This window comes from Chroococcidiopsis sp. CCALA 051 (assembly GCF_003015105.1).
GTDB lineage: Bacteria > Cyanobacteriota > Cyanobacteriia > Cyanobacteriales > Chroococcidiopsidaceae > Chroococcidiopsis > Chroococcidiopsis thermalis.
In genome coordinates, this window is the sequence record NZ_PYCI01000026.1 from 34,321 (window position 1) to 57,630 (window position 23,310).

Genomic DNA, 23,310 nt, shown 5'->3' on the forward strand with positions numbered 1-23,310 from the left:
AGATAAACAAATTACTCACACGAGCAGACAGTTCACTTATCATTAATAGTGCCTTTTTCCCACTGGATTCCTATCGTTAATCATGGCTAAAGTTCTCGTATCTGACCCAATCGACCAGGCAGGAATTGATATCCTTTCCCAAGTTGCCACTGTTGATGTAAAAATCGGTCTAACACCAGAGCAGTTTGTACAGGCGATCCCAGAGTATGATGCGTTGATGATTCGCTCTGGTAGTCGCATTACTAAAGAAATTATCGAAGCTGGGCATCAACTGAAAATTATCGGTCGTGCTGGTGTGGGCGTAGATAATGTAGACGTACCTGCTGCCACCCGCCAAGGAATTGTCGTCGTCAATTCTCCTGAAGGAAATACGATCGCCGCTGCCGAACACGCGATCGCGATGATGCTGGCATTGTCGCGTTACATTCCCGATGCAAACGCTTCTGTCAAACGTGGTGAGTGGGATCGCAAAACCTTTGTGGGGGCAGAAGTCTACAAAAAAACCCTTGGCGTGGTGGGTTTAGGAAAGATTGGTTCCCACGTTGCTACGGCGGCTAGAGCGATGGGGATGAAGTTACTCGCCTACGACCCATTTATTTCTACCGAACGAGCCGAACAGTTAGGTTGCCGCTTAGTCGAGGTAGATATCCTACTACAAGAAGCCGATTACATTACGCTGCACATCCCCAAAACCCCAGAAACAACGCATTTAATTAACGCCGAGGCACTGGCTAAAATGAAACCCAATGCCAGGATCGTTAACTGCGCTAGGGGTGGCATTATCGATGAAGCGGCGCTAGCAGAAGCACTTAAGGCGGGTAAAATCGCAGGCGCGGCTTTGGATGTCTTCGAGGAAGAACCCCTGAAGGAATCGCCGCTAAGAGCATTAGGAAAAGAAATTATCCTCACCCCTCACCTCGGCGCTTCGACCACAGAAGCACAAGTCAACGTAGCGATCGACGTAGCAGAGCAAATCCGCGATGTCTTGCTAGGCTTACCAGCTCGTTCTGCCGTCAATATCCCTGGACTCAGCCCCGATATTTTGGAAGAACTCAGACCGTACATGCAACTTGCCGAGACTCTGGGTAATTTAGTCGGTCAGCTGGCTGGGGGACGAGTCGATCTACTCAATGTCAAACTGCAAGGGGAACTTGCTACTAATAAGAGTCAACCATTGGTTGTTGCTGCCCTGAAAGGATTGCTTTCTCAAGCACTGCGAGAAAGAGTCAATTACGTCAATGCCAGCGTCGAAGCCAAAGAACGGGGTATTCGGATTATTGAAACGCGAGATGCTGCCATTCGGGATTATGCAGGTTCCTTGCACTTATCAGCCAAGGGTTCGATGGGCGAACATTCGGTGACGGGGGCGCTATTAGGTGATGGCGAAATTCGCATTACCAACATTGACGAATTCCCGATCAACATTCCTCCCAGTTCGCACATGCTATTCACGCTCCACCGAGATATGCCAGGAATTATTGGTAAACTCGGTTCCCTGCTGGGTAGCTTTAACGTCAACATCGCCAGTATGCAAGTCGGACGCAAAATCGTGCGCGGCGATGCGGTAATGGTACTGAGTTTAGACGACCCCCTGCCCGATGGGATTTTGACTGAAATCACCAAAGTTGCAGGCATTCGCGATGCGTATACAGTAACTTTATAGCAATTAGCGATTAGCAACTAGTTGCTAATCGCTAATTGCTAACCGCTAACTATGGCAAATCACTGGTGGGAAATTCAAATTTTGTGCGATCTAGACCTGGAAGAGACGATCTTCTGGCGACTAGAAGATTTTGGCTGTCGTGGGATGGCAAGCGAACGACAGAAGAATGATGGTAATGTTTGTTTGGTGAAAGCATATTTGCCACAAGAACAAGTAAAGTTGCTTGACTTAGCTGCCCTTTCATTATGGTTGCGCCAGGATGCCTTACTGGTAGGATTAGAGCCGCCTAAAATGCAGTGGCATTTAATCGATGAAGAAGACTGGGCAAGTAGCTGGAAACAGTACTGGCAACCGCAGGAAGTAGGCGATCGCATTTTAATCTATCCGGCTTGGCTACCAGTGCCAGAAAAATCAGAGCGACTTTTGCTAAGGCTAGATCCTGGAACTGCTTTTGGTACGGGTAACCATGCCACAACGCAGCTATGTTTAGAAGCCTTAGAAATGCGTTTGGACGATCTGCCCAATTCCAGTCGAGAAGACTTAGTTATTGCAGATATTGGTTGTGGCTCTGGTATCCTCTCAATTGCAGCAATTTTACTTGGTGCTAGCCGAGTTTATGCTGTAGATACAGATATCATGGCAGTCAACGCCACCCACAGCAATCGACAGCTCAATCAAATTTCTGCCGATCGCATAATTGTAGGACAGGGTAGCGTGAACACGCTGCCTCAAATGACCCAAGCATCTTTCGACGGCATTGCGTGCAATATTTTAGCAGATGTCATCATTCAATTAATTCCCCAAATTACTTCTGTTTCTAAACCCTCAACTTGGGGCATTCTGAGCGGGATTTTAATCGACCAAGCCCAATCGGTAGCTGATACTTTAGAGCATTATGGTTGGACTGTAGCAACTCTTTGGCGGCGCAAAGAATGGTGTTGTTTTAACGTGAGACGGTCTTAAATGACCAATGACAAACGGGCAATTTCTGCCCTATTTATTGTTTATTTTCTCTCAGGATTTACAGCACTGCTTTATCAAGTAGTGTGGCAACGAATGCTGGGGTTGTTTTCTGGATCTGACGTGCGGTCGGTAACGATTGTAGTTGCCTCATATTTGTTAGGACTGGGTGTAGGTGGTTGGCTGGGTGGCTGGATTAGCGATCGCCTCAGTAACCGTCAGGCAGTAAAAATCTATAGTTGTTGCAATTTTGGAATTGCGATTTTTGCTATTTGTAGCCGCTTTTTATTTTACGACTTGCTGTTTCTGCAAGGAAAATCTTTGGCACAATCTCCAGCAATGATGTTGGCGATCGTGTTTGTTAGTTTATTAATTCCTACTACCTTGATGGGCGTGTCGCTGCCTCTAGTAACGAAAGCAACTAGCCGTCATGCAAAGGGTGCAGCAGCTCGAATTGGTCTGCTATACGGTTTAAATACGCTCGGATCGGGGCTGGGAACGCTCGTTTCTGGTTGGTATATTATCGGTACTTTTGGATATGAAAAAACAGTTTATTTCGGTGCAATTCTAAGTACTGTAGTGGGAATTATTGCCTGGTCTATTTCTCGTCAGTTTCAGCCAAGTCACCCTGTATTAGTTGCATCAAATACGGCAAATGGATCGCTGCGATCGCGTTCTCTATGGCAGTGGTGTTTTTTGGTCTTTCTTTCCGGTTTTGCAGCAATTTCTTTAGAGATTATTTGGTTTCGGGTTTTAGATACAGTATTGCAATCGATCGCCTATACATACGCTCATCTTCTCGCATTTATTCTCGTTGGTAATGCCTTAGGTAGCCTCGCAGGATCGGCAACAATTCGATTTATTCCTCAACCTCGAAAAGTCTTTTTTGCGATTCAAGCTGGTATAGCGGCTTATTCGCTAATTTCTATTTGGCTGATTAGCATTTACCAGCAATCTCATCCAACAGATTTACGTACCGATATCGGCTACATTGACTTAAATAATATTACTTCTATTGTCATCTTGAGATATGTAGTCATACCTGCGGTTATGCTCGTATTGCCAAATTTCTTACTGGGTTTTTATTTTCCCTTAGTACAGAAAGCCGTACAAACAAAAGATAGCCAAATTGGACAGCGAGTCGGTTTTATTCAAGTCGCAAATATCTTAGGCAATACCACAGGTAGCCTGCTGACGGGATTAGTGCTGTTGGATAAGTTCGGTACGGCGGGTTCCTTGCGATTCATTGCGTGGTTGGGACTGGGATTTGCCCTGCTATGTTTTAATCTCAGGAAAGATAAGCTTACAAGTCTGCTGGCGATCGCCCTGGCTGTCATCATTGCTGTATTTCCCAATAATACTCGTCTTTGGGCTGCTCTACATGGCATTCCAGCCACACAATATTTCCTAGCTGCTGAAGATTCAACAGGTGTAGCCGCCGTTACAGAGGTAAACGGACAAGGGACTTTACTCGCCAGCGGACAAGCGCAAGCCAGTTTCCCTTACATGCAAGTTCACGCCCTCCTGGGCAGTTTACCCGCACTGATTCATCCCCATCCCGCCCAAGTCATCATTATCGGACTGGGTTCGGGGGGGACAGCTCATACAGCAGGAGTAAATCCTGCAACCCGGCAAATTAAAGTGGTAGAGTTACTCGGAGCTGAGTTGACAGTTTTGCGTCAATATGCTCAAACTCCTAACGGTCAGCCGCTCAAATATTTATTTGAAGATCCGCGTTATAAATTTATTGTCGGTGACGGACGGCAAGAGTTGGAACTCTCCCAGCAACAATTTGACATCATTGAAGCCGATGCGATCTATCCCTGGCGATCGCGAGCTGGTATGCTCTACTCGCAAGAGTTTTTTCAAGCCGTGCGATCGCACCTTGCCCCAGGTGGTATGTTTGTGGAATGGAACGTAGGTTTAGGCACAGCGCAGACGTTCCGTAGCGTCTTCCCTTACGTCATGCAGTTAAGCATGAGCGGAGACTTACACGTTCTGATTGGCAGCGATCGCCCCGTTGACTTCAATCGACAACGGCTATTAAATAAACTAGAGGACGCATCTGTATTGAATTTTTTAGCAAAAGCAAGCGTCAATGTCGAAGCAATTCGTCAAGATGTCAAAACTGCCCAGGTACATTTCTACTCCCACGCCAAAGACGGACAACCCCAACCTGTAAATACAGACTTGTTCCCGCGATCGGAATATTATTTGAATCAGGGGTAATGGGTAATGGGTAGTTGGTAGTTGGTGGTTGCTTCCTCAACTTCCTCAGCTCACTGGTGACTGGTCACTGTCTCTGGCGTTTTACTGTCGATATATTCGCGCCAGCGCTTGATTTTACCTGCGACAAAATCGGCAATAATCGCATCGTCTGCACGGTTGCGACGACCTGACGCTTTTTCTGTATCTTCCCAATACCACTCTACGGCAGCGCGATCGCCTTCAATGATAATTTGGCGAATTTCAATTTTGACGTTTGAGGCATAAGTAGCAAAATCTGCTGCTGCTTTGCGGATGGCATCTTTACCTACCCATTTTTGTCCTGGGACGATCAGTTCTCCGTCAGGAGTGAATAAAGCAGCGAAAGCATCTGCATCTCCATTGATCCAGCTATCTCTCGCTTGACGAACGATTGTGCGGATCTGTTCTGGAGATGTAGTTTTTCTCCCTGCTGCGCTGGAATTACTGACATTCATCTGTGTGGGTATACCTGCAAATACTTCGATGCTAATTAAAACAATAGCAATTCCAACCAGAACCGCAATTCCTTTGGAAAGCTTTGCTAACGCTACCCTGTACGATTTAATTTTCACCTGATGTAAGTCGATCTTCATTTATCGAACCATCGAATCCCAGATTGTTTTCGTATCCGCAAACATTTGGAAGCGGCACACCTTGCTATCAACTAGATCGTATACGTGCGCAGCAACTGCACGCAGCGATTTTTGCGTCTCCCGATGGCGACCTACATATGCTCCAATGACAACTACAGAATTTTCTGCATCAAGATAGCGATCGATCTGAAATGAAAACATCTCCCAACGCTCATTATTGGATTTAAAAACTCCTTCGATGACTGCTTCTGCACCTCGATACGTCCTGCCTTGTGGAAATCCTTCGTTCTGAATCCATTCGAGGTCATGGGTGCAAATATGTAGAAAGGCATCGTAATCCTTCTCCCGAAAAGATCTGTATAGTTCTTGGATGACTTCAAGGTTTGTCATGAATTACAATTACCTTTTTTCGTGCTGCCCAATCTCAACTTAAATCTTAGGAAGGCTCATCTGTGCGATCGCCATAGTATCCCTTGAGTATCGCCCATATAGCAGAGAACAACACAAGGGTAAAAATGTCAACCTGGTAAGTAGATACAGAGAATTAATTTTTGTTTTGTATCTAAGTCAACAATCTCCCGCAAAATGGTAAAGGTAGCTAGTTGAAAAAACGCCCCCAGCAGATATCCCCAGAAAACACTCTAAGTTAGGAGTAGATGAGAAATGCTTGCATACATCCTTGCGTTAGCTGTTGCTATTGGTAGCCTTGGCATCTACCTAGCCGCCTTTTTCTTTCCAGAAATTGGTCGCAAAAACGATATCTATTGGAGCGGCGTAGGGTTGTTCTATGCTTTAGTCTTATGGGTATGTGCCAAGCAGATTACAGGAGGACTCCTATTAGGTCAAGTCGCTGGAGTCGTGTTACTGGGTTGGTATGCGTTCCAAACTCTACAGTTACGCCGCCAATTAACTCCTCAACAACAACAAACAGCTGTACCGAGCGCAGCACAGGTAAAAAGCAACGTTCAAGAGCAAGTCACCAAAATCTCACCCCTACAAAAGCTGTCACAGTTTGGCAAGAAAGCAACGAGTAAAGCGACCGCAGCCAAAGAGCAGCTACAACCAAAAAGTGATGTCAAAAAGGTTCCGACACCGCCAGTGGAATCTACTCCCACTGTAGAGATTGTCGATAATAGAACCCCTACAGCCCCAGAAACAACCGAGTCAGCGTCTACCTTTGAAGAAAAAATTGCCACAGAAGTAGAAGTGTCTCCCCCAGTCGAAATCGCTTCAGAAGTAGAAGTGTCTCCCCCTGCCGAATCTGACGTTGTTGTCGAGCCTGAAACCCAACCAAACCCAGACATTGCAGCAGCTACCCCAGTTGAAACCACGCAACCAGAAGAATCGACGACTACCGAAACTGAAACCGAGTTATCCTCACAGAGCGAAGTCACTGAATTACACCGTCCCGATCCTCCCAGTCCAGAATTAGTAGAAGCCGCACTTGAAGATGCAGAAGAAAAGCATCAACCAGCTTCGCCACCTGAGACCGAGGAGAAGTCGTAAGTACTTGTTTCCCAGCAATAATTTGTAACCGTATATAGTCATACGCTCATGTATCGTATTTATTTATGCGTGTTATTTGACTCGATCGCATCTGCTGGGAAAGGGGTAATGGTTGTCATGGCTGGGAAACACAAAAATCATTGTAAGGTAGGTTGGATATCTGCTATAGCGATTTGTGGTGCGATCGCTAGCCTGGAAAATTTTGCTTCAGCTCAAGTTGTACCAGATAATACATTGGGAACAGAGGAGTCTATTGTTACATCTCAACCTGTCGATCCTACGGTTGATGTTATTTCTGGTGGAGCAACACGAGGCGATAATTTGTTCCACAGTTTCGACTCCTTTTCGGTTTTAACTGGACGCTCTGCTTACCTTAATAACGCCAATAATAGTCTCAAATATCGAGTACCGCAGGTACGGCAGAAGTTGGAGGAGATGGAGGCAATATCAATATAGATACGACGTTCTTAGTGGCACTGGAAAACAGCGAGATCGCTGCCAATGCTTTTGCAGGTCGTGGTGGTAATATCGAAATTAATGTCCGAGGGCTGTTTATCTCTCCCGACAGTCGGATCGCTGCGACGAGCGATCGCGGTATTGATGGCGTAGTGACAATAGACGATATAGATGTCGATCCCAGTCAAGGATTAGTTGTATTACCAGTAGAATTAGTCGATGCTTCTAACCAAATTGTGGCTGGTTGTGCCACTGGCAGCGAGAATCAATTCGTCGTCAATGGACGCGGCGGCTTACCACCTAACCCGAGAGAACGACTCAATGCTGAGACAGTCCTAACTGATTGGGCGATGCTGGAACCTGAAGCAGAGAGCCGCTCCAACACAATACCCGATCGCGTCGTAAATTCTGCCCCAACTCAAATTGTCCCAACTCAAATTGTCGAAGCGACTCAATGGGCATTCAACGAAAAAAATGAAGTTATATTGATGGCTGCATCTACAAATAAAATGCGATCGCCTGCATTAAACTGTAACGGAACTTATCCTGCCGCAGAAATACTTCTAAAATAGTTGAATAACCTTGTCCCTATTTTAGACAAAGCTGTGACAGAACTAGGAAGCTACAAAGATACCGTAAACCTGCCCAAAACCAAATTTGACATGCGGGCAAACGCCACCAAGCGCGAGCCAGAGATCCAAAAGTTTTGGGCAGAAAATCAAATTTACGATCGCCTGTCACAGCAAAATTCTGGCGAGATTTTCACTTTACACGATGGACCCCCCTACGCCAACGGTTCGTTACATATCGGTCATGCCCTGAATAAAATCCTCAAAGACATCATCAATCGCTATCAACTCCAACAAGGGCGTAAAGTTCGCTGCATTCACGGTTGGGACTGTCACGGATTGCCTATCGAACTCAAAGTCATCCAAAGCATGAAGCCGCAGGAACGCGCTTCGCTCACACCTTTAGAACTGCGCCACAAAGCACGGGACTTCGCCCTCAAAGCAATGCAAGAACAATGCGCCAGCCTCAAACGCTGGGGGGTAATCGGTGATTGGGAAAACTCCTATTTGACTCTCAAACCAAAATATGAAGCTGCCCAAATCGGCGTATTTGGGCAGATGGTCTTAAAAGGCTACGTTTATCGCGGCTTCAAACCCGTTTACTGGAGTCCCAGCTCGAAAACCGCCCTAGCCGAAGCAGAACTAGAGTATCCCGAAGGACACACCTCCCGCAGTCTCTATGCAGCTTTTCCGATGACTCACATCGAGCCATCAGTCTTCCCCAAACTCAAATCCTTCCTCCCCCATCTTTGGGTAGCCATCTGGACGACAACCCCTTGGACAATTCCAGCCAACTTAGCAGTTGCAGTCAACCCCGACTTAACTTATGCCGTGGTGGAAATGTCACGCAAAGACGCAGAGACGCAAAGCACCCTTAGCGCCTTCGCGTCTTTGCGTGACCAAAATCCACAATACCTCATTGTTGCGGCGGATTTAGTGGAGAGATTATCTGTAACACTTGGCGCTCAACTCACTGTCAAAGCTACATTCAAAGGCTACGAACTAGAACACTGCAAGTATCGCCATCCCTTGTGCGATCGCGAAAATCCAATTGTCATTGGCGGCGACTACGTGACGACAGAATCCGGTACGGGACTCGTCCACACTGCACCAGGACACGGACAAGAAGACTATCAAGTGGGGATGCGCTATAATTTGCCGATCCTCTCTCCCGTCGATGCTGATGGTAACTTTACAGCAGAAGCCGGACAATTTGCCAAGCTCAACGTATTAGGGGAAGGTAACGCCGCAGTCGTTCAAGCTTTAGAACAAGCTGGTTCGCTGCTGAAGGAAGAACCATACGTCCACAAGTATCCCTACGATTGGCGGACGAAAAAACCCGTGATTTTGCGGGCAACTGAGCAATGGTTTGCGTCGGTAGAAGGATTTCGAGATGCAGCCCTGCAAGAGATCGCCCATGTCCGGTGGATTCCCGCTCAAGGAGAAAACCGCATCACCGCAATGGTAGCCGAGCGTTCTGATTGGTGTATCTCCCGCCAGCGTAGTTGGGGCGTGCCAATTCCTGTATTTTACGACGAGGAAACCGGAGAACCGCTACTGAATGAAGAGACGATCGCTCGCGTCCAAAATATCTTTGCCGAAAAAGGCTCGGATGCTTGGTGGGAAATGTCGGTAGAAGAGTTGCTCCCAGAAAAGTATCGCGATAATGGGCGAAAATACCGTAAAGGTATTGATACGATGGATGTTTGGTTTGATTCTGGTTCCTCTTGGGCGGCTGTCCTTCAACAGCGACCGGAATTATCCTATCCAGCCGATCTTTACCTGGAAGGATCGGATCAGCATCGCGGTTGGTTCCAGTCTAGTTTGCTCACGAGCGTTGCGACCAACGGTCACGCACCTTACAAAACTGTTTTGACTCACGGGTATACCGTGGACGAGCAGGGACGTAAGATGAGTAAATCGTTGGGCAATGGAGTCGATCCCACGGTAGTTATTGACGGGGGTAAGAATCAAAAAGAAGAACCACCCTACGGTGCAGATGTGTTGCGGTTGTGGGTGTCTTCGGTAGATTATTCCGCAGACGTGCCGATCAGTAAAAATATCTTGAAGCAGTTAGCGGATGCGAGAAATAAAATTCGCAACACGGCTCGTTTCTTACTAGGAAATCTGCACGATTTCGATCCCAGCCAGGATGCAGTACCATACGAGCAGTTACCAGAATTGGATCGTTATATGCTGCACCGGATGACGGAAGTATTTACTGAGGTAACACAAGCTTTTGATAAATACCAATTCTTCCGTTTTTTCCAAACCGTGCAGAATTTCTGTGTCGTAGATTTATCGAGTTTCTATTTAGATATTGCCAAGGATCGGCTGTATATCAGTGCCGCTAATTCGTTTCGCCGTCGCAGTTGTCAAACAGTTTTGCAGATTGCCCTAGAAAACTTAGCCAAAGCGATCGCCCCTGTATTGTGTCACATGGCAGAGGATATCTGGCAATATCTCCCCTACCCCACGTCGCATGAATCTGTATTTGAATCCGGCTGGGTGAAGTTAGAGGACAAATGGCAAAATTCAGAGCTGGCAGAATCTTGGGTTCAGTTGCGCCAACTCCGCACGGAAGTGAATAAGGTATTAGAACAAGCACGTACTGAAAAGGCGATCGGTTCTTCTCTCGAAGCAAAGGTACTATTATATGTTGCCGATGCTAATTTGCGACAACGCCTGCAATTTTTAAACCCCAGTACGGACGCACAGCCATCTACTCATTCCAACGGTGTTGATGAGTTACGCTATTTATTCATCACTTCTGGGGTAGAATTGCTCGATACTCCCGCAACCCTAACAGAATTGAAATATAATTTTCAATCTGAAGCTTTGGGAATTGGGGTCGCTAAGGCTGACGGGAAAAAATGCGATCGCTGTTGGAATTATTCTATACACGTCGGCGCATCTCAAGCACATCCGCTCTTGTGCGAACGATGTATTCCCGCTCTCGCAGAAGAATTCTGATTGTCGTTTAGTTAGCTGTCGTTAGTTATTGGCAAATTGCCAGTGACTAGCGATCGCTACATCATCAAATTTCATGAACCTTGAGATTTTACTAAGTAACACAATAGTATTTGCTTTAAAGCTAGCAAAGTAAATACTGGGATAGTTTGACCATATCGACTCGATAGTCTCAGTGGTTCTTGCAGCCACCGATACAACCACTCGCCACCACCAAAACGCAACCAATGGGGCGCTCTTTTTCGATCTCCTGCATAAACAGGAAATGCTCCCCCCAATCCGATCGTTACTGCTCGGATTTTACCTTGATGTTGCTGCATCCAATATTCCTGTTTCGGGCAACCTAAAGCGACCAAAACAATCCCAGCACCACTGTGATGAATTTTTTCAACCAAAGCTTCATCTTCTGCGCGCGTCAGTGGATGAAACGGCAAAGGCTCCATACCAGCAATTTTCAAGTTAGGGAATTCCCGCGCCAAGCGCTCTCTCATTTTCTCTAAAACTGGTGTTTCAGAACCTAAGAAAAATATGCTCACGTTCTTCAAAGGAGCGAGTTTACATAAAGATAAAAGAATATCTATTCCCGCAACACGATTTTGGGTACGTGCTCCCAACAACTTCAACATCCAGACTAAAGGCATTCCATCAGGAGTCACAAGGTCTGCATTCTTCAAAACTGTGGCAAACTCTGGATGCCAGTAAGCTTCTACTAGCATATGAGTGTTAGCCACACAAACAAATTTACTAACTTTACTCGTTGCCCACTCTAAGATTAAGTTAATTTGAGATTCAAACGGTAAAGCACTAACAGGTGAATCGATCACGTCAAGTTTTTTATAAACTTTTAATACTCTAAATTCTAAATCTAGAGTCTCAAAGGATTGATTTTGAATTTGATGTTGTTCGCTAAATAATTCTCTATCATTTAGCGTGGATTGTCGTGTATTTTTCATTATTTCTCTGTTGCCAGCAATGTGGAACCTCAGCTAACAATCCTGGCTGTGCGTAATGTATAAAGCCATCTCCGCACGCACAAAAAACAGTCGAAATCGGCTGTTAATCTCTGACATAGTTTGCAGAATCAGGTTGAATGCCTCTCGCAAACTGATAGTATCTTGCCGATTCATTTAAAATTTGTTCGATCTATTACTCAGCCGAAACTTTAGCAGAATTGCTTTATTTTAAATAATCAAAGTCTTTTACAACTTATACTTATTAAAGTATCACTAAAGCTCTCTATTTTTACTCTTTCATAGCTTAATTTAACTGTATCTTAAGAAAATCAAATTAGATGCAAGCCTGCCATTTATTCTGATTATTTTACAAGCGTAATGTATGATGCTTCCGAAGAAAAGATTGGCGAGTCCAATCTAAATACAATAATTTAAGTTTCAGGCGCGATCGAGCGCGAACAAGCGAGCGCCATATTTACGCTTTGATAGAAAGCTGAGTTTATTAGGCTGTCTTTGAATACCACTAGCAACTGCACCTAAAACTGGTGTGGCAGAGAAATTTAACTGCTCTAATGCCTTGACTAAAGCGGAACAGTTTGTTTTACCCATACTTACAGTCAAAATGCTAGCATCCACATGCCTAGCTAAAAGATTTGCATCAGCAAAACCAATCAAGTGAGATGTATCGTATATCACCAAATCGAAAGTTTGTTGCAGTTGCTCTGCCAAGCTTTGCATTTGTGGCGATGAAAGCAGGATCGATGGATTCGGGGGAATTGAACCAGCAGTTAAGATAAACAAGTTATCCTTGGATATTTCTCTACTGTGCGCTGTAGCCTCGTGAAAAGCTCCATTATCCTCAGCTTCCTCAGAGCTATTACGCACTTGTTGGATCGCATACTGAAAGTTTAAACCTTCGGCGATCGCATTGCTCAGTCCTTGCGCGTTGGATAAATTTAACATTTTATGAATGGTGGGAGTCCGCAAATTTGCATCAACCAATAAAACTCTTTTACCCATTGCTGCTGCTGTCTGAGCTAAGTACAATGCAACTGTTGATTTACCATCTTCGGGAGCAGCTGAGACGATCGCTAGAGAACGAACAGTCCCATTAAAATCGAGAAAAGAAACGTTTGTGTAAAGAGAGCGGAAAGACTCCCAGAAATCAGAAACTTCAGTTTTTTGCGCCAGTCTATTATTGCGATCAAATTTTACGCTAGGAATTTCACCTAAAATTAGCAATTTAGTCTTATCTTTAATTTCTTCAGAGTTATAAAAGACGTTGTTAAGTTTATCTACAAGCAGAGCAACTCCAAAACTGACTAATAAACCTAAAGCTGTGCCTAGAACTAAATTACGCTGAACGGTAGGTGCGGTATTTTGAGGTTCGCTAGGAGGCGTGAGTATTTGCCAAGGTACTTGCTTTTGCGCAGCATCGATTCGTAGTGCTTCGCGCTTGGTTAAAAAGTGGTTTAAGTTATCGGAAGCAATTCTTAACTGCCGTTCTAAGTCATCTTTCTGACGAATAATTATCGGAAATTGTTTAGCTTGTTGTCTTAACAAGTTCTCGGACTTATTTAGGGTGTAGTCTTGCGCTTTTAAGGACTGAATTTGCTTAGCAGCATTAGTCAATTTTTGAATTTCTCTTAAACGAGCCGAACCGGGAGAGGCTGTGTCTATCAAGTCTGTCGTTCCATTTGGCAATCGATCTCCCAAGATTCGCCGTTTCTCTTTTCTGACAGCTTGCAGCAACTGCTGTTGTTGAGCTAATAGAGATTGAAATTCAGGACTATCTTCTTTGTAACGAGACGATTTCGCCGCAATTTTAGTTTCTACATCTTGAAGTAAGTTGAACAGCTTCAGATAGTGAGACGATTCGCTCAGTTCGGTAATTGCTGCCGCTGTATCCGGTTGCAATCGCAGTTTTTCGTACAGATTATTGTAAAAAGCTGTGCTACTAGATAACTGAGTCTGGATCTCCAGTCGCTTCTGTTCAATTCGATCGAGCTGATAAGAGAGATGTTGACCTTGAGTATCGGAATTCACAATACCATGTCGTTGCCGAAAACCTTGAAGGCGCTGTTGCAAGAATTCAACTTGCCGCTGCAATTGTGGTAGCTGAGATTCGACAAACTGAATTCCTAAATTAACATCTGTCTGACGTTCTTCTAGGCTGTATTTTAAGTAAGCCTCAGCTACCGTGTCCAAGACAAATTGAACTTTTTCAAAATTAGGATCTTTATAGCTAACTTCTAAAATATTTGTGTTGGGCAACAGCTTAATGTTCAATTGAGGCGTGCTGCTACCAGGGTAATATAATTGTAGTTTTTGGGTAATGGGAGACATCAACTTCGGACTTTGTAAAACCTTCAAAGTTGTCTCATCTAACCCCGGAGAATCCTTTTCTTCTTTCTCTTCCTCTTTAGAGGATACAACTTTATCTTCAGCAGTCACGGGTTCGGTTAACAGCTCGAACTTAGCGACATAGGTTGGAGTACCAGTCGCAGCTAGTAACACAGATACACTGGCAATTGCGGTTGTACCGATCAGAATTGTTAGTATTCTGCGCCGAATCGCTCCTAGCAACCAACTGACATTCAATCCACCTTCATTGGTGTCGTCAGGTTGAGTCGTGTAGAGCTGAGGCTGAGGCTGAAGTTGCTGGCTGTAGGTCTGAGGAGGCAACTGTTGAGAGGAGCTAACATTTCTCATATGTAGACTCTGTTTATTTTTTAATAACGGGTCTTAGAAACTTACTCAAGTCTGAAGTCAGCCTGATACTCAACTGAATACACAGTCTACTCGCCACTTCTCTCCCTCTTTAGGGAGTTGAGTACGTATACGACTAAAAACAAGTCCTTGCTACTCTCGATTGGGAGGGCATGTATAAATCTACCACCTAGTCTATAAGATGATCAATCCGTTTTAAACAAAATTTCGGTTTCTGGATCTCCTGTAAAGTACTTCACAGAAAGTTTACATTATCTTTATTTTTTCTTTATTGTATATCTATCACTACAGTGATTGAATGAACTTATACACAAATCTCTGCAATCCTTGCTACGGGATTTTGATGCAACCTACCAAAACGTCTACTCTATTTGATTAGTTTTTTAACTATTACAATATCTAGTTGGAGGAAACTGTTATCTGCTGAGGTAGCAATAGTTTCTGCTGGTATCAAATCTAAATCGGTGCGATACCAAACTAGGTAAGGGGATCTGAGCCGACCGATTCTTTGCGATCCAGTCAGACAAGGCTCTTGCAGTTCGTTAAAAATCGTGGGTGAGAGAGCTACTTAAGAAACATGTACGTAACAACTCGAAATTTATTTATACAATTTGGTCATCCTATAAGCCAGTTTTGGAAGCACTCACGGTGCTACCGGAGCCGAACGTCCCTTAGATGGCAACTACAATCTTTGCTTGCATTACCAGCCCGTACAAGCAAATGCTCGGGGGTTCAATTTTACTGGTTAGACTATAGAAACAGCATTTAATTTTAGAATAGCCGCTTGGCGATCGCGAACCGTTTTGGCGCTTTGTGTCACTTGCTTGGCGATCGTAAACCGTCTCTACACGACCTTACCTGAATTTGGTAAGCAAGTTAGCCTCCGTTTTTTTGCACTGAGCCAGGTATTGCTAGTTTCTCAAGCAATTTCCATCACAGCTCGATTGCCTCGTTTGCAGAATCAAACCGTACTGCCATTGTCGCATTAGCTACATCAGTGCCGTAAGGTTAACCAGTCTGTAATGGTGGCAAACGTGCAAATGACATAGTGCAAGTCTGCAACCATCTGACTCAAGGTGAGGAGATTGGCATGGCAACTTGCCGATATCTGCATAAGATTTGAGCTGGGATCGACCGCAGATGGCGGATAGTCATTCATTAGAATGCAAGTTCATGCATATAGAGTCAAATGAAACTATTAGGTAGGCTGGTAGCTGTAAGCATATGCAGACGAGAAAACTAACTATACAAGCTGGTCGTACTGAGAGCCAGTATTGGCAAGATTTGTGGCGTTACCGAGAGCTATTCTACTTCTTGGCTTGGCGGGATATTCTCGTGCGCTACAAGCAAACAGCCATAGGCATTGCTTGGGCTTTGATTCGACCATTTCTAACAATGGTTGTATTTACAGTCGTGTTTGGCAACTTGGCAAAGCTACCTTCAGAAGGCGCACCATACCCAATTTTGGTATTTGCAGCCATGTTACCTTGGCAGTTTTTTGCTAATTCCTTATCTGAGTCTAGTAATAGTTTAATCGTCAATACCAATTTAATTTCTAAAGTTTACTTTCCTCGCTTAATTGTACCCGCCAGTACAGTGATTGTCAGCTTTGTAGATTTTATGATTTCAGGCATGATTCTACTAGCCTTGATGGCTTGGTACAATTTTATTCCCGATTGGCGCATATTGACCTTACCCTTATTTATTTTAATTGCCTTTGCTGCTGCTGTAGGAGGAGGGCTTTGGTTAGCGGCACTAAACGTAGAATATCGCGATTTTCGCTATGTCGTGCCATTTATCGTTCAGTTTGGTCTGTATATCTCACCTGTTGGCTTTAGTAGCAAGATCGTACCAGAACAATGGCGTTTACTATACTCGTTAAACCCAATGGTAGGAGTGATTGATGGTTTCCGCTGGGCAATTTTAGGCGGTGAATCAAACATTTATCTCCCAGGATTCATTTTGTCAGTGGGAATTGTTATTTTGCTGGTTGCGAGCGGAGTTTGGTATTTTCGCAAAATGGAACGAACTTTCGCTGACATTATTTAAATTGGAATTTGCAATTTGAATTTGGCGATCGCCAAGCCAATATAGGTTGTATTATCAGAAATTGTATTATCAGGAGTTGAGTGCGTGTCCGAGCCACTTATTCGCATTGAGCAACTGGGAAAGAAATACATCATCAGTCACCAAAGAGAAGAACCTGCTGGTTTCTATCGCTATAAGACTTTAAGAGATGTCATCGGGAATAAGTTTCAAAGGCTTTCTAAAACATTTTTGCCACAAAATGGTAAACAAAATTTTCAATCTAATCTTGAAGAATTTTGGGCGCTCAAGGATGTTTTCTTTGAGATTAATCAAGGTGAAGCAGTTGGAATTATTGGACGCAATGGCGCAGGTAAATCGACACTGTTAAAACTTTTGAGCCGCATTACCGAACCTACCACTGGCAGCATAGAGATCGCCGGACGAGTCGCTAGTTTATTAGAAGTCGGTACTGGCTTTCATCCAGAACTAACTGGACGTGAAAATATCTATCTGAACGGCTCCATTCTTGGCATGAGTCGAGCTGAAATTAAAAAGAAGTTCGATGAAATTGTTGATTTTGCTGAAGTCGAGAAGTTTTTAGATACCCCAGTCAAGCGCTACTCTTCTGGTATGTACGTGCGTCTTGCCTTTGCAGTAGCAGCTTACTTAGAACCAGATGTTTTGATTGTAGATGAAGTTTTAGCAGTAGGTGACTCAGCCTTTCAAAAGAAGTGTTTGGGAAAAATGAACGACGTGGCTACCAAAGAAGGGCGAACAGTTTTGTTTGTCAGCCACAGTATGCAGGCGATCGCGCAATTGACTAAACGTTGCATCTTACTTTCAAAAGGAAGCGTTCAATTTGATGGTGCTACTGATACAGCAGTACGGTTATATATTGCCGGACAAAAAATGGCTGACGAGCAACCAGCTTATTACCAAGCTCCTTTAGATAAAACTGGCAACTATCTAGCTTGGGCAAAAGTACACACCTCTGAGGAACAAGGAGTTCACTGCTGGGGAGAAGCGATTTCTTTTGAGTTTGCCTTACAAGTTACTCAACCGCATGAAAGTCTGTGTTTTTCCTTCCAGATAATGAATGAGTTTCAACAACCAGTGTGTATTTTTTGGAATTTTGATCGGCAACTTCCCTTTCGTCGAGAAGCAGGATTGTTTATTCTCCGATGCGAGATCCCCAAACTTAGACTATATATGGGCTTGTATACTCTAACAACATGGTTTTCAGAGCGCCGAGGTAGTAATTTACTAGAAAATTTGAGAAATATTTGTCCGTTTGAAGTCACGATGCACGGGATCGAGCGGGAAGAGTATCCGTGGCAGTCGGATGAGTGTGTTTACTTGGAAGATGCGATTTGGCACGCAGTTCCATCAGAAAAAGTTTTGACAGAAAAACTTAATTAATCGAACGGCAGTTTTCAGGTTTAATTATAGTTAAGACTAAAAAAAGATGGCAATAAATCATGATGTAGAACTAGGCGATCGCGTGAGTATTTTTCATCCACAGTTAGTCAATCTTTATGGTTGTAAAATTGGTGCTGAAACCAAAATTGGTACTTTTGTAGAAATTCAAAAAAATGCGGTCGTTGGTGCTAGGTGTAAAGTATCATCGCATACTTTTATCTGCGAGGGTGTGGTTATAGAAGACGAAGTATTTATCGGTCATGGAGTTATGTTTACCAACGACCTTTACCCTCGTGCCACCAACGAAGATAGCAGCCTGCAAACTGAAGCTGACTGGTCTGTCATTGAGACCAGAGTAAAGCGTCGTGCTTCTATTGGCAGCAATGCCACTATCCTGCCAGGAGTCACAATTGGAGAAAATGCCATAGTTGGCGCTGGAGCAGTTGTGACTCGCGATGTTCCCGATCGCGCAACTGTAGTGGGAGTCCCCGCGCGGGTAGTCGGCAATATTGCCGATGGACGCGAATTAATGAATAACGGCTCAAAAGCGAGTATTTGAAATGACCGAACAATTCAATCTAGATGAATTTCTTATAGCTCAAGCTCAGACTGAGCAGACATTATTTACAACACAAACACCTAATATTCAAAATCTTAGCGACGGAGTTCCTTACGAACTGGGGATGAAATTCCGCAGTACAAGCGTCGGTCAGATAACTGCAATTCGATTTTGGAAAGCTGCAAGCGAGGCTGGTAATCATACTGGCAAAATCTGGGCAGCAGGTGGTGGCACTCCATTGGCAACTGTGAGCTTCTCAAATGAGACAGCATCAGGATGGCAGCAGCAAGCTCTTAGCACGCCGCTGAACATTCAAGCCAATACAACTTATGTGGTTTCTGTCAACATCAACAGCTTCTATGCTGCTTATAACGATGAATTGGCAAGCTCAATTGTCAACGGCGACCTTAGCTCGGTCGCTGACGGCAATAACGGAGTTTACAACGTAAGTCCAGGCGCTTTTCCCAGCAGTTCTTATCGCAACACCAACTATTACCGCGATGTAGTCTTCTCCGCTACCCCTGTTTCCACAATTTCTAAAGTCAGTGGCGATAATCAGAGCGGCGGAGTAGGAACAACCCTGGCTAACCCATTAGTCGTTCAAGTGAGAAACCCTGCTGGCAGCCCTCAATCAGGGGTGACTGTCAACTTTGCCGTGAGTGGTGGGGGTGGTTCCGTTTCACCTACGAGCGCCGTCACCAATGCCAACGGACAAGCAAGTACAACATTGACTTTAGGAACGACGGGTGGTGCAGCAAATACAGTTACTGCAACAGCCGATAACATAGGCAGCGTGACTTTTACTGCTTTTACCACCAGAGCCAATCCCACAAACCCCAACCCCATCTACCTAGAAAACCAAAAACCAGGTAATCCCGACTGGAGAATCCCCAACTCTAACTACGATACAAATGGTGAGATCTGTGGCTATGCTGGTGCAACCAGCGTCAATAAGGGCGGATCGTTGCCAATTAAAGTTTCTCTAGGATATAGTGCGCAATTCACTATTGACGTGTATCGCTTAGGTTACTACGAAGGTGCGGGAGCGCGATTAGTCGCTAGCAGCGGTGCGCTGAATGGAACTACGCAGCCTGCTTGTACCTTCGACAGTACGACCCGCCTGATCGAGTGTAACTGGGCAACTTCCTATACGCTGGCAATAGGTAATGATTGGACGAGCGGTTTGTATTTTGCGAAGCTGACCATCTTAGCAACTGGTAAACAGTCACAGATATGGTTCGTTGTCCGCGATGACAGTAGTACTTCTGACATCTTATTCCAGAGTAGCTTTACCACATATTTAGCTTATAGTACTTTTGGCGGTTACAGTTTATACACATATAACAGTATTGGCGGTCAAAAAGCGCTGAAGGTTTCTTACGATCGCCCGTTTTCAGCCGCTAGTATCCGTCCCGAAGAAATGCACTCCATATTACGCTGGGAGCGTCATATGGTGCGATGGTTAGAGTCTCAGGGCTATAACGTCTCTTACGTCACGAACATGGACGTTCATGAAAACCCACAGCTATTGCGACAGCACAAAATATTTTTATCCGTCGGTCATGACGAATATTGGTCGCTAGAAGAGAGAAATGCTGTCGAACAAGCCAGGGACGCAGGAGTTAATTTAGCTTTCTTCTCAGCCAACACTTGCTATTGGCGAGTTCGGTTTGAAAATAGCCCCACTGGGGGAAACAACCGCATCATGGCGTGCTATAAGGATGTGACAGATCCCGTCGCACCTACGAACAAGTTCCGCAGCCAACAAAACAATCGACCTGAAAACGCTTTGATCGGTGTCATGTATACAGGCGATAATGGGGGGTTGTATTGGACTTACGATTACAATAACCCTTACTACGGCGGGTATGATTTTGTTGTCACCAATAGTAGCGATCCTTACTACGCCAACACCAACTTGAACAATGGAGACACGCTAAGTGGGTTAGTGGGTTATGAATGGGATGCAGCGATTAATAATGGTGCTGCTCCCAGCAATCTTGTCGTTTTGAGCGAATCAGCAGTTAACCCCAACGGTTCCTTTGATTCCGATCTCCCACCTGGAACTAATATCAATATTTCCAACGCAGCCCGTTACACTGCTGCCAGTGGCGCTAAGGTATTTGCGACTGGATCGGTTCATTGGATGTTTGGGTTGGATACTGATGGCGCTCGGGTCAACCGCGAAGATATACGCGCTAAGCAAATTGCTGTCAACGTACTAGCAGACTTGGGGGCTAAGCCTCAGTCTCCAGATGTCAACATAATTGTGCCTTAAGAATAACTTCGTATGAACTTGAGATTAAAACGCCGCCGATTCGGTCAGCTAGCGATCGCTAGTGCCGCTACAACCGTACTCTCCAATTTAGCAGCCAAAAAAACAGTTGCCCAAACACAACTCGTCATTTACGGCGTGCGCCTAACCCCTGCTAGCAGTAGCATCACAGAAGACTTAGTTGATGAGAAAGCAGCAAACAAAACCCCTGGAATGATTTTGCAATCCTTAGATCTTGCCACAGGTCAGGAATTGTTATCTACTGAAATTGCCGAACAAGCCGTTCAAAATCAACAGGACGCAACTGAAACTGCAAGTAAAGCTTTTATCATCAAAAAGCAGAGCGAACGAATCACTGGTTTTACTGCCTTATCAGATGGGACATTTGTTGTTGCGGCTCTAGCATCGACTCGCAAGGGCGATCTAAATCGCTTCATCGTTTTCAGTCCAGATAGTAAAAAGTCCGCTACAAAAGGCTTGAAAGCTAAAAAAATCAAAAAGAACAATACAATTGAGAGCCTACTCGCCATTCAACAAGACCAACTTCTAGGTATTGTTAGCCTTACCCAAGGTCAACCGCCTTTCGAGCTAGGATTAATTGACTCAAAATCAGGTCAAGTCGATTCTCGCTCCGATCTACCAAATTTACCTCCATTTAATCGGTACAGCAATCTCGCCCAATCCTCGGATGGCAACATTTACGGTACTAGTATCGATCCTGGTGGCAACCCAATTCTGGTGCAGTTCGATCTGACAAATAAGTCTCCGATCACTGGTAGAGGAAGAGTTATCAATTTAGTGGAACTGAGGTTTAACGGTCGTCCTTTATCAAATGACTTGGCATGTCTCGCCTTTTCTCCCTCCAATCAACTATTTGCACTTGCCGATCCCAATCTAGAAGGCAGTAATTCTTTATTTTCTGTCGATCTGCAAACCGGACAGATGCAATTTCTTAGAAAATTTGCCGTTGATAAGATTGCTTTTAGCAAAGTCTAAAAACTATTAGCTAACCGATCGATCGCTATCGTTTTTTTTTAGTAATTGAAGTTTTGTAACCTTACTTCTACCGATCTACTCCTATGACAAATACTCGCGATCGCTTAACACAAAATGTCGATTCAAGTACTTACCCCGAGCAGGGAAATATTTGTACAGACAAGCAAAATTCGGCAATTCATACAATTAATATTGGTGTCATAGGCTATGGCTATTGGGGTCCCAATTTAGTCCGTACCTTTGCCGATCTCCCAGGAGCAAAGGTCGTAGCTGTCAGCGATTTTAAAATAGAAAGGCTGGCTAAAGTGCAATCGCGTTACCCAGCCGTGAAAGTAACGACAGATAGCCAAGACTTATTTGCAGATCCAAATATCGACGCGATCGCGATCGCGACCCCAGTTTCGACTCATTACGACTTAGCCTTAGCAGCTTTGCAGGCTGGCAAACACGTACTCGTCGAAAAACCAATGACTGTCAGCTCCCAACAAGCCATCAGACTGATTGAGGAAGCTCAACGGCGGAATTTGGTACTGATGGTAGACCACACCTTTGTTTACACGGGTGCAGTCCGTAAGATGCAAGAACTCGTTGCCAGCAAAGCAATAGGCGACGTTTATTACTACGATTCTGTCCGGGTCAACTTGGGGCTATTCCAGCACGATGTGAATGTGATTTGGGATTTGGCAGTCCACGACCTCTCGATTATGGACTACGTGTTACAAGCTAAGCCAACCGCTGTCTCGGCGACAGGGATGAGTCACATTCCTGGCGAACCAGAAAACATTGCCTACCTAACATTATTTTTTGACAACAGCGCGATCGCCCACATTCACGTAAATTGGCTAGCGCCAGTTAAAGTTCGTCGTACCCTGCTTGGGGGCAGTCAAAAAATGATCTGCTATGACGACTTGGAGCCATGTGAAAAGATTAAGGTATACGACAAAGGAATTACAGTCAATGGCAGTCCTGAGAACGTTTACCAAATGTTAGTTGGCTATCGCACCGGAGATATGTGGTCGCCAAAGTTAGATATGACTGAAGCATTGCAAACCGAAGCATTACACTTTGTTGATTGCATCCAGCAAGGCAAACGTCCAATTACCGATGGGGAAGCAGGACTGCGGGTCGTCAGAATTCTAGAGGCTGCTACCCAGTCCATCAAGCAGCAAGGTCAATTAGTTGAACTAAGCGGAGTAGAGGTAGCAGTATGATCCCATTTGTAGACTTAAAAGCGCAGTATTTGAGCATTAAAGACGAAATTGATGCTGCTGTTTTTAAAGCTTTAGAAAGCACGCAATTTGTGCTAGGTAGCGAGGTTGTTGCTCTCGAAGAAGAATTCGCTCATTACTGTAATGCCGATTCTGGCATTGCTGTCAATACAGGCAC

19 protein-coding genes are annotated in these 23,310 nt (G+C 44.7%); 14 read left to right on the top strand and 5 right to left on the bottom strand.

All coding sequences use genetic code 11. The features are described 5' to 3' along the window. The first annotated feature begins 82 nt into the window (after positions 1-82). The 3 genes from serA to C7Y66_RS08750 are packed head-to-tail and all read left to right on the top strand — an operon-like array spanning position 83 to position 4,852. The gene (serA, locus tag C7Y66_RS08740) at positions 83-1,663 is read left to right on the top strand and encodes a phosphoglycerate dehydrogenase (protein ID WP_106545270.1); all 1,581 of its coding nucleotides are present in this window, start codon (positions 83-85) and stop codon (positions 1,661-1,663) included. Positions 1,664-1,714: 51 nt separating this feature from the next. Beyond that, positions 1,715-2,626, top strand: coding sequence for a 50S ribosomal protein L11 methyltransferase (gene prmA / locus C7Y66_RS08745; RefSeq protein ID WP_106545271.1), 912 nt, complete (start codon positions 1,715-1,717; stop codon positions 2,624-2,626). Next, positions 2,627-4,852, top strand: coding sequence for a fused MFS/spermidine synthase (locus C7Y66_RS08750; protein WP_106545272.1), 2,226 nt, complete (start codon positions 2,627-2,629; stop codon positions 4,850-4,852). A gap of 50 nt (positions 4,853-4,902) precedes the next feature. On the opposite strand, the gene C7Y66_RS08755 is transcribed toward C7Y66_RS08750, so the two are convergent. Next, the gene (locus C7Y66_RS08755; protein ID WP_233222590.1) at positions 4,903-5,442 is read right to left on the bottom strand and encodes a nuclear transport factor 2 family protein; all 540 of its coding nucleotides are present in this window, start codon (positions 5,440-5,442) and stop codon (positions 4,903-4,905) included. A gap of 21 nt (positions 5,443-5,463) precedes the next feature. Continuing rightward, the gene (locus C7Y66_RS08760; RefSeq protein WP_106545274.1) at positions 5,464-5,853 is read right to left on the bottom strand and encodes a nuclear transport factor 2 family protein; all 390 of its coding nucleotides are present in this window, start codon (positions 5,851-5,853) and stop codon (positions 5,464-5,466) included. A 273-nt stretch (positions 5,854-6,126) separates the two neighbouring features. On the opposite strand from C7Y66_RS08760, the gene C7Y66_RS08765 reads away from it, so the two are divergent. From C7Y66_RS08765 to ileS, 4 genes are read left to right on the top strand one after another with little or no spacing between them, the layout of a single operon-like run. Then, entirely contained in the window at positions 6,127-6,969 is an 843-nt protein-coding gene (locus C7Y66_RS08765) for a Ycf66 family protein (protein ID WP_106545275.1), read from the top strand. 48 nt (positions 6,970-7,017) lie between these two features. Then, the gene (locus tag C7Y66_RS08770) at positions 7,018-7,425 is read left to right on the top strand and encodes a hypothetical protein (RefSeq protein WP_106545276.1); all 408 of its coding nucleotides are present in this window, start codon (positions 7,018-7,020) and stop codon (positions 7,423-7,425) included. Between the two features lie 14 nt (positions 7,426-7,439). Beyond that, positions 7,440-7,997: an S-layer family protein gene (locus C7Y66_RS08775; RefSeq protein ID WP_106545277.1), complete on the top strand. Its 558-nt coding sequence runs from the start codon at positions 7,440-7,442 to the stop codon at positions 7,995-7,997. 33 nt (positions 7,998-8,030) lie between these two features. Beyond that, positions 8,031-10,967: an isoleucine--tRNA ligase gene (ileS, locus tag C7Y66_RS08780; RefSeq protein WP_106545284.1), complete on the top strand. Its 2,937-nt coding sequence runs from the start codon at positions 8,031-8,033 to the stop codon at positions 10,965-10,967. Between the two features lie 71 nt (positions 10,968-11,038). Here the strand turns inward: ileS and C7Y66_RS08785 are convergent, their stop codons facing one another. From C7Y66_RS08785 to C7Y66_RS30975, 3 genes are all read right to left on the bottom strand, one after another. Further along, the gene (locus C7Y66_RS08785; protein ID WP_199197320.1) at positions 11,039-11,917 is read right to left on the bottom strand and encodes a WecB/TagA/CpsF family glycosyltransferase; all 879 of its coding nucleotides are present in this window, start codon (positions 11,915-11,917) and stop codon (positions 11,039-11,041) included. A gap of 438 nt (positions 11,918-12,355) precedes the next feature. Then, positions 12,356-14,629: a tyrosine-protein kinase domain-containing protein gene (locus C7Y66_RS08790; protein ID WP_106545278.1), complete on the bottom strand. Its 2,274-nt coding sequence runs from the start codon at positions 14,627-14,629 to the stop codon at positions 12,356-12,358. Between the two features lie 1,012 nt (positions 14,630-15,641). Continuing rightward, positions 15,642-15,806, bottom strand: coding sequence for a hypothetical protein (locus C7Y66_RS30975; RefSeq protein ID WP_158265890.1), 165 nt, complete (start codon positions 15,804-15,806; stop codon positions 15,642-15,644). 65 nt (positions 15,807-15,871) lie between these two features. Here C7Y66_RS30975 and C7Y66_RS08795 point away from each other — a divergent pair, with 65 nt between their 5' ends. The 7 genes from C7Y66_RS08795 to C7Y66_RS08825 form a co-directional block, all read left to right on the top strand. Further along, positions 15,872-16,696 carry an ABC transporter permease gene (locus tag C7Y66_RS08795; protein ID WP_106545279.1) on the top strand — a complete coding sequence of 275 codons (825 nt, stop codon included), beginning with the start codon at positions 15,872-15,874 and terminating at the stop codon, positions 16,694-16,696. An 84-nt stretch (positions 16,697-16,780) separates the two neighbouring features. Then, complete coding sequence (locus C7Y66_RS08800; protein ID WP_106545280.1) at positions 16,781-18,094, top strand: polysaccharide ABC transporter ATP-binding protein; 1,314 nt, start codon at positions 16,781-16,783, stop codon at positions 18,092-18,094. Positions 18,095-18,140: 46 nt separating this feature from the next. Continuing rightward, positions 18,141-18,653, top strand: coding sequence for an acyltransferase (locus tag C7Y66_RS08805; protein WP_106545281.1), 513 nt, complete (start codon positions 18,141-18,143; stop codon positions 18,651-18,653). A gap of 1 nt (position 18,654) precedes the next feature. Beyond that, a complete protein-coding gene (locus C7Y66_RS08810; protein WP_106545282.1) occupies positions 18,655-20,931 on the top strand; it encodes a N,N-dimethylformamidase beta subunit family domain-containing protein in 2,277 nt (758 codons plus the stop codon). Between the two features lie 12 nt (positions 20,932-20,943). Next, positions 20,944-21,924, top strand: a complete 981-nt coding sequence (locus C7Y66_RS08815; RefSeq protein WP_106545283.1) for a hypothetical protein — start codon at positions 20,944-20,946, stop codon at positions 21,922-21,924. Positions 21,925-22,007: 83 nt separating this feature from the next. After that, positions 22,008-23,135, top strand: a complete 1,128-nt coding sequence (locus tag C7Y66_RS08820) for a Gfo/Idh/MocA family protein (protein WP_199197321.1) — start codon at positions 22,008-22,010, stop codon at positions 23,133-23,135. Further along, a partial coding sequence (locus tag C7Y66_RS08825) for a DegT/DnrJ/EryC1/StrS family aminotransferase (RefSeq protein ID WP_146149758.1) occupies positions 23,132-23,310 on the top strand: 179 nt, incomplete at its 3' end. The genes C7Y66_RS08820 and C7Y66_RS08825, both read left to right, overlap by 4 nt.

Bases quoted from the DNA above. Each gene is read 5' to 3' on its own strand.
- serA (WP_106545270.1), top strand. From the start codon at position 83: ATGGCTAAAGTTCTCGTATCTGACCCAATCGACCAGGCAGGAATTGAT.
- prmA (WP_106545271.1), top strand. From the start codon at position 1,715: ATGGCAAATCACTGGTGGGAAATTCAAATTTTGTGCGATCTAGACCTG.
- C7Y66_RS08750 (WP_106545272.1), top strand. From the start codon at position 2,627: ATGACCAATGACAAACGGGCAATTTCTGCCCTATTTATTGTTTATTTT.
- C7Y66_RS08760 (WP_106545274.1), bottom strand. From the start codon at position 5,853: ATGACAAACCTTGAAGTCATCCAAGAACTATACAGATCTTTTCGGGAG.
- C7Y66_RS08765 (WP_106545275.1), top strand. From the start codon at position 6,127: ATGCTTGCATACATCCTTGCGTTAGCTGTTGCTATTGGTAGCCTTGGC.
- C7Y66_RS08770 (WP_106545276.1), top strand. From the start codon at position 7,018: ATGTATCGTATTTATTTATGCGTGTTATTTGACTCGATCGCATCTGCT.
- C7Y66_RS08785 (WP_199197320.1), bottom strand. From the start codon at position 11,917: ATGAAAAATACACGACAATCCACGCTAAATGATAGAGAATTATTTAGC.
- C7Y66_RS08790 (WP_106545278.1), bottom strand. From the start codon at position 14,629: ATGAGAAATGTTAGCTCCTCTCAACAGTTGCCTCCTCAGACCTACAGC.
- C7Y66_RS30975 (WP_158265890.1), bottom strand. From the start codon at position 15,806: ATGAATGACTATCCGCCATCTGCGGTCGATCCCAGCTCAAATCTTATG.
- C7Y66_RS08795 (WP_106545279.1), top strand. From the start codon at position 15,872: ATGCAGACGAGAAAACTAACTATACAAGCTGGTCGTACTGAGAGCCAG.
- C7Y66_RS08805 (WP_106545281.1), top strand. From the start codon at position 18,141: ATGGCAATAAATCATGATGTAGAACTAGGCGATCGCGTGAGTATTTTT.
- C7Y66_RS08810 (WP_106545282.1), top strand. From the start codon at position 18,655: ATGACCGAACAATTCAATCTAGATGAATTTCTTATAGCTCAAGCTCAG.
- C7Y66_RS08815 (WP_106545283.1), top strand. From the start codon at position 20,944: ATGAACTTGAGATTAAAACGCCGCCGATTCGGTCAGCTAGCGATCGCT.
- C7Y66_RS08820 (WP_199197321.1), top strand. From the start codon at position 22,008: ATGACAAATACTCGCGATCGCTTAACACAAAATGTCGATTCAAGTACT.